The sequence below is a fragment of the Agrococcus sp. AC640b genome (genome assembly GCF_979255995.1).
The window spans coordinates 269,551-283,572 of sequence record NZ_CEEDMM010000029.1; the positions used below are offsets into that span (position 1 = coordinate 269,551).

The window sequence follows — 14,022 nt, forward strand, 5'->3', positions numbered from 1 at the left end:
CGCTCGCACGTGGGCTGGCTGCTGCATTCCGTGGCCTCACCGCTGCGACCAGACCACCTCGCCGTCGAGCGCGATCGTGCCCTCCTCGTCGGTGCGCAGCACGCGCACGCCGCGGCGCTCGAGCTCGGCCATGAGGTCGGGCGCCGGATGCCCGTAGTCGTTCTGCCCCACGGGGACGAGCGCGACGCCGGCGCCGATCTCGTCGTAGAGCGGCAGGTGCTGGTCGGGCGAGCCGTGATGGGCGACGACCACGACGTCGGCCTCGGGCACGCCGCCCGCGAGCAGGGTGCGCTGCGCATCCGCGCCGAGGTCGCCGAGCACCACCACGCGCACGCCGTCGACCGTCGCGGCGACGACCACGCTCGCGTCGTTGCCCGGCTCGGGGTCGCTCGAGCCGTCGAGCGACGGCCACAGCAGGTCGATCGCGCCGTCGCCGACGCGGACGCGCTCCCCCGCTCCGCCTTCGTGCAGCCTCGCGCTGCGCTCGGCGAGGTCGTCGACGAGCGCCGCGCCGGCCGCGTCGGGCGGGCCGTGCACGACGAGGCCGACGCGCCCCGCGACGGCATCGACGCCGCCGACGTGATCGGCGTCGAAGTGCGTGAGCACGAGCACCTCGATGTGGTCGATGCCCAGCAGCGCCGTGCAGGCCGCGAGCGGCTCGGGCTCGCGACCCGTGTCGACGAGCGCGATCGCGTCGCCGACGCGCAGGAGCGTCGCCGCACCCTGGCCGACGTCGCACTGCGCGATCGACCAGTCCGGCAGCGTCGCGCGCGCGACGAGCGTCGGCACCTGCACGCTCGCAGCAGCGAGCACGACCACGCACCCCGCAGCGATGCCTCCGCGTGCGACGCGCCGGGCCGCGATGCCCGCCGCGACCGCGGCGACGACCGCGATCGCGAGCCCGACGCCCAACCACCCGGCTGGCCACGGCAGCCCGGCCGGCAGCAGCGTCGAGGCGTGCGCGAGGCTCGCGATCCACGCGGAGGGCGCCCATGCGATCCATGCGACGGCCCCGGCGAGCGCGGGCGCGGCGACGGCGAGGCCGCAGACGACGAGCCCCACGATCGTCGCGACCGGCGCGGCAGGGGCCGCGAGCACGTTGGCGGGCACCGCGACGAGCGCGACCCGTGGGTCGAGCACGACGAGGACGGGGAGGCACCACAGCTGTGCGGCCAGTGGCACGCCGATCGCCGCCGCGATCGGCATCGGCATGCGCCTCGCCATCGCCTCCGCCAGCGGCTGCGCATGCACGAGCAGCCCGGCCGTCGCGAGCACCGAGAGCGCGAAGCCCGCCGATCGCGCGAGCGTCGGGTCGATGGCGAGCGCGACGAGCACGGCGAGCGCGAGCAGGGCGACGCCGACGCGGCGCACGCCGCGGTGCAGCGCGACGAGCGCGAGGCCCGCCATGATCGACGCCCGCACGACGCTCGGCTCCGGCCCCACCAGCACGACGAAGCCTGCGAGCGCGATGCCCGCGACGACGACGCGAGCGCCGCGGCGCATGCCCGCCGCCATCGCGGCGCCGAGCGCCAGCGCCACGACGATGGCGCAGTTCGCGCCCGACACGGCCGTGAGGTGCGTGAGGCCCGCCTGCAGCATCGCGGCATCGAGCGACGGCGAGACGAGCGACGTGTCGCCGATCGCGAGCCCGGGCAGCAGCGCACCGCCGTCGCCCGGCAGATGCGCCGTCGCGCCGCGGAGGCCCTCGCGGACGCCAGCCGACCATCCCGCCCACCACGCACGGCCCGTGCGCTCGACGTCGGCGCATGCGAGGCGCCACGCATCGGCCGGCCCGGCGTCGCCCTGCCATGCGTCGCACGTCGCCTCGACGGTGTCGCCGAGGGCCAGGTCGTCGCCCTCCGTCTCGAGCACGACCACGACGACGCGCACGTCGGTCCGCGTCTCGTCGCCGCACTCGGCCTCGACGATGCGCGCGGGCATCGGTGCGGCGTGTCCGCCGAGCTCGAGCGTCATCGCCTCGCACCCCGTGAGGTCGTGCGCGGTCGTCGGCACGCTCAGCAGCAGGCCCGCGAGCGCGGCTCCCACCGCGACGAGCGCTGCGACGGTGCGGATGCGCGCGACGCGCTGCGCGAGCACCACGCCGGCCACCGCCACGACGAGCGCGACGATGGCGACGACGTGCTGCGCCTCGCTGCCCCACCACGCCGCCATCGCCGCCCACGCGAGCGCCGCCGGCACGACGAGCCGTGCATCCGTCGAGCCCGCGATCCGCACGGTCAGAACGAGACGAGCGGCTCGAGGCTCGCGAGCATCGCAGGGCCGATGCCCGACACGGCGTCGAGATCGCCGATCGATGCGAACGGTCCGTGCTCGTCGCGGTGGGCGACGATCGCGGCGGCGAGCGCCGGTCCGATGCGCGGCAGGGTGTCGAGCTCGTCGACCGTCGCCTGGTTGACGTTCACAAGCCCGCCCGCATCGATGGCGCCGGGAGGGGTCTCCCCGACGACGGGCACCCGCACCTGCGATCCATCGACGAGCGGCTGCGCGAGGTTGAGCGACGACGCTTCGGCATCGGCGCTCGTGCCGCCCGCGCGGGCGATGGCGTCGACGACGCGCGCGCCATCGGCGAGCACGTACACGCCCGGACGAGCGACGGCGCCCTGCACGTCGACGAGGATCGTCGCCGCCGATGCCTGCCCGGCCTCCTCGACGACGGCGGGCGAGACCTGCGGCACGGCCGCCTGCGTCACGACCGCGCCGACGACGGCGCCACCGACGAGCACCGCGGCCGCACCGACGCCGATCCGCCACCGCAGGGACTGCTCCATGCCGAGCGACGCTAGGCGGGTGCCTCCGGCCGGACGTCCGACGGCGACCCGGCTGTGGATCGCTGCCTGCTGTGCGGGAGCCCCAGCCCGGTCAGGCGCGTCGCGCGAGCGCCTCGACTCGACGCAGCGCATCCTCCGCCACGCGCCGAGAGGCCGCCGCGACGCGCACGGCGCCCGAGGCACGGTCGATCGAGATGCGCGCGCCCGTGCTGCGCTCGAGCGCCTGCACCGTCGCGCCGCGCGGCCCGACGACCGCGCCGACCGCAGTGCGCGGGATGCGGCCGAGCGCGACGCGCTGCCACGCCGTCGACTTCACGACCGCGTCGGCGCCGGCCGGGGGCCACGGCGCCACGACCCAGACCTTCAGCACGTCGTCGCCGACGTCGCGCTCGAGCCGCACGCTGCCCTCCTCCGCGTCGCGCACGACGCGGTGCGGGGCGCGGACGACACGCTCGAGCTCGGCGATCGTCACGCCTCGCTGCGCCATCCGCTCGCGCGCGTGCGTCGTGAGGCGAACCTCGACGCCGGTCGCGAGCGAGCCGACCGCGGGTGCGCCGCGCCGCCGCCTCCTGCGGATGCCGAGCGCGACGAGCAGCACGGCGAGCAGCCCCGCCGCGACGAGCGCGACGGCGGGCGCCGCGACGTGCATCGACTCGTCCACGTCACCCTCCCCGTTGCGTTTCGCAGGCGATCAGGGGTGCTCGAGGGGTATCTTCCCTCGCACCCACCGGATCGCCTGCGAAACGCGAATCCCAGGGCAGTGCGGTCAGCGCACCACGAGGTTCACGAGCTGCGGCGCGCGCACGATCGCCTTCACGATCTCGCCGTCGCCGACGGCACGCACGACGCCGGGCAGCTCGCGCGCGAGCGCCTCGAGCTCGTCGGCGCCGATCGTCGCCGGCACGTCGACGCGGTCGCGCACCTTGCCGTTGACCTGCACGACCGCCGTCGTCGACTGCTCGACGAGCAGCGTCGAGTCGGCCTTGCGCCATCCGGCGTTCGCGATCGACGGCTCGTGGCCGAGGCGCGCCCACATGTCCTCCGCCGTGTACGGCGCGTACAGCGACAGCCCGAGCGCGATCGCCTCGACCGCCTCGCGCACGGCCGGGTCGGCGGCTCCAGCCGCGCCGTCGACGGCCTTGCGGGTCGCGTTCGTCAGCTCCATGAGGCGCGCGACGACGACGTTGAACTTCAGCGCCTCGATGAGGCCGGGGGCATCGCGCCAGAACTTGTGCGTCTCACGCCGCAGCGCCGCGTCGCCGCCCTTCGCGTCCGCGCCCTTCGGCGCCTTGACCTCGCCCGAGAGGCGCCACGCACGTGCGAGGAACTTCTGCGCGCCCGCGGGGCTCACGTCCTTCCAGTCGATGTCGTCCTCCGGCGGACCGGCGAACGACATCGTCACGCGGATCGCGTCGACGCCGAAGCGGTCGAGCTCCTCGGACAGCGTCACGAGGTTGCCCTTCGACTTCGACATCTTCGCGCCGTCGAGGATGACCATGCCCTGGTTCAGCAGCGACTCGAACGGCTCCGTGAACGACACGTGGCCGAGGTCGAAGAGCACCTTCGTGATGAACCGTGCGTACAGCAGGTGCAGGATGGCGTGCTCGACGCCGCCGACGTAGCGGTCGACCGGCGCCCACCGGTCGACGGCCCTCGGGTCGAAGGCCTGGGTGTCGTCGTTCGGCGACAGGAAGCGCAGGAAGTACCAGGAGGAGTCGACGAACGTGTCCATCGTGTCGGGGTCGCGCTGCGCGGGGCTCCCGTCGATCGGCGACGGCACCTGCATCCACTCCGTGGCACCGCCGAGCGGGCTCGTGCCCTTCGGCGTGAGGTCGAGACCCGCGGCGGGCGGCAGCGTGACGGGCAGCTGGTCCTGCGGCACGGGCACCATCTCGCCGTCGGCGGTGTGCACGATCGGGATGGGCGTGCCCCAGTAGCGCTGGCGCGAGATGAGCCAGTCGCGCAGGCGGTACGTCTTCGCCTTGCCGCCGATGCCGCGCTCCTCGAGCATCGCGATCGCGCGGGCGATGGCGTTCTGCTTCGACAGGCCGTCGAGCGGACCCGACTGGATCATGCGGCCGTCGCCCGTGATGGCGTCGCCCGTGATGCGCGGGTCGACGGGCTCGTACGACTCGGGCTCGATCGCGTTGCCGTCGTCGTCGATGGGGATCATCGGCATGACGCCCGTGATGGGTGCGTTCGTGTCGAGCACGACCCGGATCGGCAGGTCGAACGCGAGCGCGAAGTCGAGGTCGCGCTGATCGTGCGCCGGCACGGCCATGACGGCGCCGTGACCGTAGTCGGCGAGCACGTAGTCGGCAGCCCAGATCGGCAGCCGCTCCCCCGTGAACGGGTGGATCGCGTCGCGTCCCAGCGGCACGCCGGTCTTCTCGCGCTCGGTCGACTGGCGATCGATGTCGGTCATGCGCTGCGTGCGCTGCAGGTACTCGGCGAACCCCGCCTGCGTCGCATCGTCGGCACCGGCGACGAGCTCGGCGGCGAGGTCGGAGTCGGGCGCGACGACCATGAACGTCACGCCGAACAGCGTGTCCGGGCGCGTCGTGAACACGCGCACGGGCGCGTCGCGACCCTCGATCGCGAAGTCGACGTCGGCGCCCTCGGAGCGGCCGATCCAGTTGCGCTGCATGCGCAGCACCTTCTCGGGCCAGCGGCCCTCGAGCTGGTTGAGGTCGTCGAGCAGCCGGTCGGCGTAGTCGGTGATCTTGAAGAACCACTGCGTGAGCTGCTTCTTCTCCACGAGGGAGTCGCACCGCTCGCAGTGGCCGTCGATGACCTGCTCGTTCGCGAGCACCGTCTGGTCCTTCGGGCACCAGTTCACGTTCGCGGGCTTGCGATAGGCCAGGCCCGCCTTGAACAGCTCGAGGAACAGCCACTGGTTCCACTTGTAGTAGCCGGGATCCGACGTGTGCAGGATGCGGTCCCAGTCGAACGCCGTCGCGTAGCGGCGCATGGAGCGCTTGTGCTGCTCGATGTTCTCGGCCGTCCACACGGCAGGATCGGCCCCACGCTTGATCGCGGCGTTCTCGGCGGGGAGGCCGAACGAGTCCCACCCGATCGGGTGCAGCACGTTGAAGCCCTGCTGCCGCCAGTAGCGTGCGAGCACGTCGCCGTACGCGTACGACTCCGCGTGACCCATGTGCAGGTCGCCGGAGGGGTACGGGAACATGTCGAGTACGTACCTGCGTGGGCGCGTGTCGGCGTCGGCGTCCGTCGCGAACGGGCGAAGTCGATCCCACTCCTGCAGCCACCGCTCCTGCATCGAGTGGAAGTCGTAGTCTTCGCTCACCGGTCGTCTCCTGGGGTTCGTCGCATGCGTGCAGCACGCGCATGACGCGCGCGAGCACCGCATCCGATCCTACGACCCACGTCGATCGCCGACCCACCCTGCATGGCCGTGCGCTCGCGGCGCCGCGATGGCAGACTGGACCGCTGGAAGGGAGCGTGGTGCCCGGGTTCGACAATCCGCCTGCGACGATCGACCTGCATGACCATCGCGTCACGCGGATCGTCACGGTCGACGCGACCCCGGACGCGGTGTGGACGTGCATCACGCAGCCGGAGCATCTCTCGCACTGGCTCGGCGACATCGCGGCCTTCCCGGAGGGCCTCGTGGCGGGCGCGCAAGGACGCTTCGCATGGACGGGCGAGGTCGTGCTCGCGGCTCGCGTGCTCGATGCCGTGCCCGGCGAGCGGCTGTCGTTCGAGTGGTCGGAGGGCATGCTCGGCCCCACCGCCACGCAGGTGACGTTCGCGCTCAAGCCCACCGACGGCGGCACGCTCGTGCACTTCGAGGAGCGCGGGTTCCAGCTCGCCGGCTCGACGTCGCAGGTGCGCGCCTCGCTGCGCGCCCTCGCGCAGGGGTGGACGGTCGAGCTCGACGAGCTCGTCGCCTACGCCGAGTCGCGCGCCGCCTGATCGTCGCCGGCGTCGTCGGCACCGGCTTCGGCGACGTCGCCGGCGTGCAGCGCGGACGCCGTGATCGACGGCGGCAGCAGCTCGTCGGACGGCACGTCCTCGTGGCGCAGCTCGATGCCGAGGTCGGCGCCGTCGGTCATGGAGGGTCGTCCTCGTCGGTCGTGGTCGGTCACGCGTCGCGGCCCAGCAGGCGGCGCACCCATGCGAGCGGCTGCGAGCGCGTCGAGCCGATCGTGCCGTCGAGCGTGCGCTGCGCGATGCGATCGCGCACCTCTGGCGAGTGCTCGTGGCCAAGCTGCGTTATGCGTGCCATGCCGAGCCCGGTCGACGACCAGCGTCGCGCCGTCATGCGCACCTCCGTGCGCGACGAGTGCTCGGCGAGCGCGGCGAGGCGACGCCACTCGGCATCGCCGACGCGCTCGATCTCGCTCGTGTGCGTCGCGTTGGCGCGAGCGATCGGTCGTCGCGCCTCGCCCCGCAGTCGCCGGGCGCCGTCGGCGGTCGTGTCGTCGGGCTCGACCCACAGGTCCGCCAGCCGGTCGAGCAGCGCGTCGAAGACCGCGGCGTGAGCGGCCGACAGCGCCGGCATCCGCTGCAGGAGGCGGTGCTCCTCGACGAGCCACGACTCGGCGATCGCCGCGTCGCAGTGCCAGCACGGCTGTCGCGGCATCGCTCGTGTCGCCGCGAAGCCGCACGTGCAGCGCGCGGCCACCGCCGCGAGCGCCGCATCGAGCGACATGGGAGGCGTCCCGGCAGCGTCCTGCGTCGCTGCGGGGTCGAGCGCCGTCAGCAGCGAGGCCGCGCCCGGGGCGCCGACCGCGAGCAGCGTCGCGCGCTGCGGCGACACCGGGGCCAACGCGTCGACCATCTCGCGCCACCGCTGGGTCTGCTCGGCGGGGATGCGGCCCGACACCTCCCGCGCGTACGCGTCGAGGGCCGCGCGCTGCACGGCCTCCACCTCGGCGTCGAAGGCCGCGGCATCCATCGGTCCACCATGCCCGAGCTGCTCGTCATGGCGGTCCACGACGGTCTGCAGGGTCGCCCTGCCCTCGCGCACGGCCGCCGCGTGCGCCGCGGCGAGGTGCGCATCGTCGGCGAGCAGCGACGACTCGACCGCCTCGACCTGCGAGCGTTCGACCATGCCTCAGACGCTAGCGCGCTCGTCGGCGGGCGAGCGGGTGCCGTCGTCGAGTCCCGCGCCGCAGCGTCGGAGCGCGCGAACGCCGGCAGGGTCGCGCCGAGCTATCCAGGCCGTCTGGACGTGCCCGTGGGGACATCTGCCCTCGGCCTGTCGGCTGGCACGAGCGAGCGCACGAGCGCCTCGGCCTTGAGCGCGACCTCCTCGACCTCCTCCTGCGGCACCGACAGCGCCGTGATGCCACCGCCGACGCCGATCGTCGCGCCCTGATCGTCGGCGACGATCGAGCGGATGACCATCGCGAGGTCGCAGGACTCGACGGTGATCGCACCGAAGCATCCGGAGTAGACGCCTCGCGGCCCCGACTCGTAGCGCTGCAGCAGCTCGACGGTGCGACGCTTCGGCGCTCCCGTCATCGATCCGGCGGGGAACGTGGCTCGGAGGACGTCGACGGGCGTGACGCCTGCGCGCACGGCTCCCTCGATCGTGGAGACGAGCTGGTGCACCGTCGGGTAGGTCTCGACGGCGAGGAGGCTCGTGACGGCGACGGTGCCGGGCTCGCAGACCCGCTGCAGGTCGTTGCGGCACAGGTCGACGATCATGACGTTCTCGGCGCGCTCCTTCTCGCTCGTGCGCAGCTCCTCGGCGAGCGCCGCGTCGTCGGCGCCGCTCCCCCGCCGCCTCGTGCCCTTGATGGGGCTCGTACGCACGCGGCCGTCCTCGACGCGCAGGAAGCGCTCCGGGCTCGCGGATGCCAACGTCGTGCCCGCGATGCGCAGCAGGCCGCCATGGTGCGCACGTGTCGTCGCTCGCAGGCGCAGGTACGTCGCGAGCGGGTCGATGGGTCCTGTCTCGAGCGCGGTCGTGAGGCACAGCAGGTACGAGTCGCCGTCGCGGATGCTGCCCTGGCATGCGGCGATCGCCGCGAGGTAGGCGTCCGGCTCGTCGCGCCAGCGCACGCTCGCGGGCGGCGCGTCGGCGTACCAGGGCGGCAGGGCGGGCTCCGGCAGCGGCTCGGGCGTCGGCAGCCGCGACTGCAGCTGTGCGCGCTGCGCGTCGTCGTCGACGACGAGCCAGGTCGACAGCCGGATCCACGCCGCCTCCGGGTGCCGTGCGCCGCTCGCGACGTCGACCCCGAGCAGGCGCATGCCTGCCTCGTAGCCGAGCCAGCCGACCCATGCGCCGCCGTCTGCCGTCGCTGCCGCGAGCACGTCGAACGCGTCGCCCGCGACGGGTGCGCCGTCGCGCGTGGCCGATCCGTCGCGCACGACGATCGTCGCGTCGCCGATGCCGAGCACATGGACGCCGCCCGAGGCGGAGTCGAGCCAGACGAGGTCGCGCGGCGCGTCGTCGCCCGTCGATCCCCACAGCCCCGCGGCGATGGTCGCGGGATCGGCGTAGGGCACGTCCTGCCACGATGCTGCGCCGAGCCAGGGCATGAGGAGCCCATGGGCTGGTGCCATACCCTGCATCCTATGAGCGGGGCTGCAGCGACGACGTCGACCGCCATCCGATCGCTCGCGTTCGACGGCGACGCGTTCTCGCGCGTCCTCCCGCCCACCGCGGATCCGCTCGTCGCGGGCTCGTGGCTCGTGCTCGACGGCGGCGTCGTCGGATGGGCGACGCACGTGGAGCGGTTCGTCGCGTCGGTCGATCAGCAGGGCGGCGACGCCGAGCTCGCTGCGCGCGCGGCGGCCGCCGTGCCCTCCGCGGTGCCCGTGTCGGGGGCGTGGTTCCCACGACTCGACTGGCCGCACCCCGACGCCTTCGATCGTCCGGTGCTGCACGTGCGGCCCGCGCCGACGCTCGCCAGACGCGTGCGGCTGCGCACCGCCGAGCACGACCCGCGCACGACTCCGAGCGTGAAGGGACCAGACCTGTCGACGCTCGCGGCGCTCCGCGACGAGGCGCGCGCGCACGGCGCCGACGAGGTGGCGATCGTCGTCGACGACCACGTGGTCGACGGCGCCACGAGCGCGATCCTCTGGTGGCGCGACGGCGTGCTGCACGCACCGCCTGCCTCCCGCGATCGGGTCGCGTCGGTCACGGCGCGGCACCTCGCTGCCGTCGCCGTCGCCCTCGGCGCACCTGCGGCCCACGAGGACGCGACCCCCGCGTCCCTCGCCGGCGCCGAGGTGTGGGCCGTGAACGCGCTGCACGGCGTGCGCGGCGTCACCGCGTGGGCCGACGCGGACGGCACGCACCACCCGATCGGCGCGCCCGATCGCGCCGACGCGTGGCACGCCGCGCTCGAGAGGCTGCGTCGCCCGTGGACGTGAACGCCTGGATCACGGGGTTCCTCGACGTGGTGCAGTCGGTGGAGCCGTGGCTGCGCACCCTCATCGCCGGCGTCGCGATCATGCTCGAGACGAGCGTCCTGCTCGGCCTCGTCGTGCCTGGCGACACGGTGGTGATCGTCGCGGCGACCGGCATCGAGGACGTCGTGCAGTGGGCGGCGCTCGTGGGCGCGTGCGTCGTGGGGGCGCTGCTGGGCGAGTCGTTCGGCTTCGCGATCGGTCGCTGGCTGGGGCCGCGCATCGACGCGTTCCTCGCCCGCAGGTGGCCGAAGGCCGCCGTGCGGTGGTCGCGCGTCGAGCGGTACCTGCGCAGGCGAGGCGGACCGGCGATCCTGCTGTCGCGGTTCCTGCCCGTCGCGCACTCGCTCGTGCCGCTCGTCGTGGGCACGAGCGGCATGCGATACCGACGGTTCATGGCGTGGACGGCGCCCGCGTGCCTCGTGTGGGCGCTGGCGTACGCGAGCGTCGGATGGCTCGCAGCCGGCTCGTTCCGCGAGCTGTCGCAGAGCCTCCACGGCGCCGGCTACATCTTCGTCGCGATCATCGTCGCGTTCCTCGCGATCGTGTGGCTCGCGAAGCGGTGGCTCGTGCGCCGCGAGTCCCGCCACATGGACTGAGCGGGGTCGCCGCCGGGCGTCAGCCCGCAGCCGCCGCGAGCGTGACGGTGCGCGTGACGAGGTCGGCAGGCACCGGGGTGTGGCTCGTGACGAGCACGATGCGACCGTCGGCGCGCGCGGCCTCGAGCATGCGGCGCACGAGCGGCACGGCGACGGCGTCGTCGACGTTGGCGGTGGGCTCGTCGAGCACGAGGATCGGCGGCGCGGCCAGCAGCGCCCGCGCGAGCGCGAGGCGCTGCGCCTGCCCGCCGGAGACGAGCGAGGCGCGGTCGCCCGGCATGGTGTCGAGGCCGTCGCGTCCACGCGCCCAGTCGGCGAGGCCGACCTCCTCGAGCGCCGCCCACAGGTCGTCGTCGGTCGCGCCCTCGCTGGCGAAGCGCAGGTTCTCGCGCACGCTCGTGTCGAGGAGGTGCGGCAGCTGCTCGACGAGCACGATCGACGACCGCACGGCCTCCGGGTGCAGGCCGCGCAGGTCGATCCCACCGACGGTCACGGAGCCGTCGTGGTCGAGGAAGCGCACCAGGGCCGCGGCGAGCGTCGACTTGCCGACGCCGGACGCGCCGCGGATCGCGACGACGTCGCCGGGCTCGGCGACGAGGTCGACGGGCGCGAACGCGGGCTCGGTCCCCGGCCACGCGGCCGTGACGCCCTCGAGCCGCAGCGTGCCACGCGGCGGCGTCGCGTCGCCGACCTCCTCGGGCACGTCGACGCCCGCCGTCGCGGCGTCGACGCGAGCGCGGCGGATGCGCGACTCGCGCAGCGTGAGGGCTGCGGCGGGCACGGCACCCCACACCTCGAACAGCGCGAGCGGCACGAGCGCGACGAGCGCGACGAGGCCGCCAGCGAGCGCTGCGCCGTCGAGCAGCGCGACGATCGCGACGACCGCGAGCCCGCCTGCTGCGACGATGACGGCGGAGCCTGCCGCGGCAGCGAGCGCGAGCCTGCGGCTGCGCTCCCCCAGCAGCCGATCCACCGCGAGGATGCGTGCCGCCTCCGCCTCCCAGGCGTCGTAGGCGACGAGCAGGTCGCGGGCGCGCAGCGCCTCGAGCAGACGTGCGTCGAGCTCGGCCGCGAGCGGCGCGACGTCGCGCTCGGCACGCGCAGCGACGTGCACCGCGAGCCACGTCGCGAGGGCCCCGCTGCCCAGCAGCACCGCGAGCAGCACGGCGCCGGCGGCGAGGTCGATCGCGGCGACGACGGCGACGGAGACGACGCCGCATGCGATGGCCGTCACGAGCGGCCCGACGGCGCGCAGCGGGCGATCCTGCAGCCGGTCGACGTCGGAGACGACGCGCGCGAGCAGCTGCGACGAGCGTGCGCCCGCGCCGGCGGGCAGCACGGGACGCAGCCGGTCGAACAGCGCGACGCGCTCGAGCGTCAGCGACCGGAACGCGGCGTCGTGCGACACGAGCCGCTCGAGGTAGCGCAGCGCGGCGCGGCCGATCGCGAACGCCCGCACGCCGACGATCGCGATCTGCAGGTGCAGGATGGGCGGCTGCGGCCATGCGGATGCGAGCAGCCAGCCGGCGGTCGCCATGAGCGCGATCGAGGCGAGGCCCGTGGCTGCGGCGGCGACGTAGCCGAAGCCGCGCGCCGAGCGCACGCTCCACTGGGCGATGGGCCTCATGCGCGCACCGGTGCCGCGTCGACGGGCGTCGCAGGCTCGACCACGACGTCGGCGGCGGCGACGACGGCGGGTCGGTGGCTGGCGACGAGCACGATGGCGCCCGCGTCGGCGAGCGCACGCAGGGCGCGCACGACGTGCAGCTCGTGCTCGGCGTCGAGCGCGCTCGTCGGCTCGTCGACGAGCAGCACGCGCGCGCCGTCGAGGTGCCTGCGGATGGCACGCGCGAGCACGACGCGCTGCACCTGGCCTCCCGAGGCGCCGTGCACGCCTCCCGTCGCGGGGTCGACGGGCGTCACGGGATCGAGGTCGACGCCCGCGAGCGCCATCGCCTCGTCGACGTGCGCATCGCCGCCGCCGAGTGCGACGTTGTCGTGCACGGTGCCCGTCACGAGCGCGTCCGCCGATCGCTGCGGCGCCCATGCGAGGTCGGCCCGCGTGACGGCACGACCGTCGAGGCTCGCCGCACCCTCCGCGGCCGTGAGTCCCAGCAGCGCCCGGAGCACGCTCGTCTTGCCGACGCCGGAGGGGCCGTGCAGGCATGCGAGCGTGCCTGCCGGGAGCGTCGCGGTGACGGCGCCGCCGTGGCGCGCCCGCAGCCCGGCGAGCACGAGCCCGGCACCTGCGTGCGCATCCGCCGTGTCGGCCTGGGCGACCGCCTGCCCCTCGAGCATGTCGAGCACGCGGCCCGTCGCCTCCACTCCCTCGGTGGAGGCGTGGAACGCCATGCCGACGAGCCGCACGGGCCCGAAGGCGTCCGGCACGAGGATGAGCACGCTGAACGCCGTCGCGAGTGGGATGTCGCCGCCCAGCAGTCGCACGCCCACCGAGACCGCGACGATTGCGATCGCGATCGAGCCTGCGAGCTCGAGCACGAGGCTCGACAGGAACGACACGCGCAGCACGCGCATCGTCCGTACGCCGTGCTCGGCGCTGCGCGTCTCGACGAGCGCTCGCGCACGCCGGTCGCGGCGGAAGAGCTTGAGGGTCGCCAGACCCTCGAGGGTGTCGAGCGTCGCGGCCGAGAGCCGCTCGGTCTCGCGCCACTGCGCACGCTGCACCGCCTGCGTCGCAAACCCGATGAGCACCATGAACACGGGGATCATCGGCAGGCACACCGCGGCGGCGACGCCCGAGAACGGATCCTGCACGAACAGGGCGACGAGCACGACGGGCACGGCGAGCACGGTGCGCGCCAGCTGCGGCAGGAAGCCTGCGAGGTAGCCGTCGAGCGCGTCGAGCCCGCGGCCGAGCCCCGTGGCGGCGACGACGGGATCGTCGACGCCCGTCGCGCCGACGTGCGCGAGCGCCCGCGCGCGCAGCTGCGAGCGCACCCGCGCCGACGCGCGCGTCGCGAGCGTCTGGTCGAGCCATCCGAGGCCTGCGCGCACCACGATCGCGGCTGCGGCGATGCCGAGCGGCTGCCAGAGCTCGCCGTCCGCGCCGCCGACGACGATCGCGATCGCCGTGCCCGCTGCAGCGGCGAACGCGACGATCGCGAACGCCTGCACGAACGCGATGAGGCCGGTGGCGGCGAGCAGCGCGCGGGCTGCGGAGGCGACGCGGAGGAGGCGGGGGTCCAGCGGCCGCATGCGTCCTCCATCCTGCGGCCGCGCCCGCC

General features: G+C 74.5%; 12 protein-coding genes. 3 read left to right on the top strand and 9 right to left on the bottom strand.

Annotated elements, in window-relative coordinates:
• Positions 1 to 36: 36 nt before the first annotated feature.
• The 4 genes from ACZ6H8_RS12945 to leuS form a co-directional block, all read right to left on the bottom strand.
• Positions 37 to 2,235, bottom strand: a complete 2,199-nt coding sequence (locus ACZ6H8_RS12945; RefSeq protein ID WP_464147260.1) for a ComEC/Rec2 family competence protein — start codon at positions 2,233 to 2,235, stop codon at positions 37 to 39.
• A 2-nt stretch (positions 2,236 to 2,237) separates the two neighbouring features.
• Positions 2,238 to 2,789: a helix-hairpin-helix domain-containing protein gene (locus tag ACZ6H8_RS12950; RefSeq protein ID WP_464147262.1), complete on the bottom strand. Its 552-nt coding sequence runs from the start codon at positions 2,787 to 2,789 to the stop codon at positions 2,238 to 2,240.
• 91 nt (positions 2,790 to 2,880) lie between these two features.
• Entirely contained in the window at positions 2,881 to 3,450 is a 570-nt protein-coding gene (locus ACZ6H8_RS12955) for a KH domain-containing protein (RefSeq protein ID WP_464147263.1), read from the bottom strand.
• Positions 3,451 to 3,555: 105 nt separating this feature from the next.
• Positions 3,556 to 6,159, bottom strand: a complete 2,604-nt coding sequence (gene leuS, locus ACZ6H8_RS12960) for a leucine--tRNA ligase (RefSeq protein WP_464147264.1) — start codon at positions 6,157 to 6,159, stop codon at positions 3,556 to 3,558.
• Positions 6,160 to 6,254: 95 nt separating this feature from the next.
• On the opposite strand from leuS, the gene ACZ6H8_RS12965 reads away from it, so the two are divergent.
• Positions 6,255 to 6,725 carry an SRPBCC domain-containing protein gene (locus ACZ6H8_RS12965; RefSeq protein ID WP_464147265.1) on the top strand — a complete coding sequence of 157 codons (471 nt, stop codon included), beginning with the start codon at positions 6,255 to 6,257 and terminating at the stop codon, positions 6,723 to 6,725.
• Here ACZ6H8_RS12965 and ACZ6H8_RS12970 read toward each other — a convergent pair.
• From ACZ6H8_RS12970 to ACZ6H8_RS12980, 3 genes are all read right to left on the bottom strand, one after another.
• On the bottom strand, positions 6,701 to 6,865 hold the full coding sequence (locus ACZ6H8_RS12970) for a hypothetical protein (RefSeq protein ID WP_464147267.1): 165 nt from the start codon (positions 6,863 to 6,865) through the stop codon (positions 6,701 to 6,703). The two genes, ACZ6H8_RS12965 and ACZ6H8_RS12970, sit on opposite strands and share 25 nt — an antisense overlap.
• Before the next feature lie 29 nt (positions 6,866 to 6,894).
• Positions 6,895 to 7,866 carry a hypothetical protein gene (locus tag ACZ6H8_RS12975; RefSeq protein ID WP_464147268.1) on the bottom strand — a complete coding sequence of 324 codons (972 nt, stop codon included), beginning with the start codon at positions 7,864 to 7,866 and terminating at the stop codon, positions 6,895 to 6,897.
• A 101-nt stretch (positions 7,867 to 7,967) separates the two neighbouring features.
• Positions 7,968 to 9,326, bottom strand: coding sequence for an anthranilate synthase component I family protein (locus ACZ6H8_RS12980; RefSeq protein WP_464147269.1), 1,359 nt, complete (start codon positions 9,324 to 9,326; stop codon positions 7,968 to 7,970).
• A 12-nt stretch (positions 9,327 to 9,338) separates the two neighbouring features.
• On the opposite strand from ACZ6H8_RS12980, the gene ACZ6H8_RS12985 reads away from it, so the two are divergent.
• Positions 9,339 to 10,142: an aminotransferase class IV gene (locus ACZ6H8_RS12985; RefSeq protein WP_464147270.1), complete on the top strand. Its 804-nt coding sequence runs from the start codon at positions 9,339 to 9,341 to the stop codon at positions 10,140 to 10,142.
• Positions 10,139 to 10,777: a DedA family protein gene (locus tag ACZ6H8_RS12990; RefSeq protein ID WP_464147305.1), complete on the top strand. Its 639-nt coding sequence runs from the start codon at positions 10,139 to 10,141 to the stop codon at positions 10,775 to 10,777. The genes ACZ6H8_RS12985 and ACZ6H8_RS12990 overlap by 4 nt, the downstream gene beginning before the upstream one ends.
• Before the next feature lie 19 nt (positions 10,778 to 10,796).
• Here the strand turns inward: ACZ6H8_RS12990 and cydC are convergent, their stop codons facing one another.
• Positions 10,797 to 12,404, bottom strand: a complete 1,608-nt coding sequence (gene cydC / locus ACZ6H8_RS12995; RefSeq protein ID WP_464147271.1) for a thiol reductant ABC exporter subunit CydC — start codon at positions 12,402 to 12,404, stop codon at positions 10,797 to 10,799.
• Positions 12,401 to 13,993, bottom strand: coding sequence for an ABC transporter ATP-binding protein/permease (locus tag ACZ6H8_RS13000; RefSeq protein ID WP_464147272.1), 1,593 nt, complete (start codon positions 13,991 to 13,993; stop codon positions 12,401 to 12,403). Before ACZ6H8_RS13000 ends, cydC begins: the two co-directional genes overlap by 4 nt.
• Positions 13,994 to 14,022 lie beyond the last annotated feature (29 nt).

What these genes read in the sequence shown, in the direction of transcription:
- ACZ6H8_RS12950 (WP_464147262.1), bottom strand. Translation starts at nt 2,789, where the DNA reads ATGGAGCAGTCCCTGCGGTGGCGGATCGGCGTCGGTGCGGCCGCGGTG.
- leuS (WP_464147264.1), bottom strand. Translation starts at nt 6,159, where the DNA reads ATGCGGTGCTCGCGCGCGTCATGCGCGTGCTGCACGCATGCGACGAAC.
- ACZ6H8_RS12970 (WP_464147267.1), bottom strand. Translation starts at nt 6,865, where the DNA reads ATGACCGACGGCGCCGACCTCGGCATCGAGCTGCGCCACGAGGACGTG.
- ACZ6H8_RS12975 (WP_464147268.1), bottom strand. Translation starts at nt 7,866, where the DNA reads ATGGTCGAACGCTCGCAGGTCGAGGCGGTCGAGTCGTCGCTGCTCGCC.
- ACZ6H8_RS12980 (WP_464147269.1), bottom strand. Translation starts at nt 9,326, where the DNA reads ATGGCACCAGCCCATGGGCTCCTCATGCCCTGGCTCGGCGCAGCATCG.
- ACZ6H8_RS12985 (WP_464147270.1), top strand. Translation starts at nt 9,339, where the DNA reads ATGAGCGGGGCTGCAGCGACGACGTCGACCGCCATCCGATCGCTCGCG.
- cydC (WP_464147271.1), bottom strand. Translation starts at nt 12,404, where the DNA reads ATGAGGCCCATCGCCCAGTGGAGCGTGCGCTCGGCGCGCGGCTTCGGC.
- ACZ6H8_RS13000 (WP_464147272.1), bottom strand. Translation starts at nt 13,993, where the DNA reads ATGCGGCCGCTGGACCCCCGCCTCCTCCGCGTCGCCTCCGCAGCCCGC.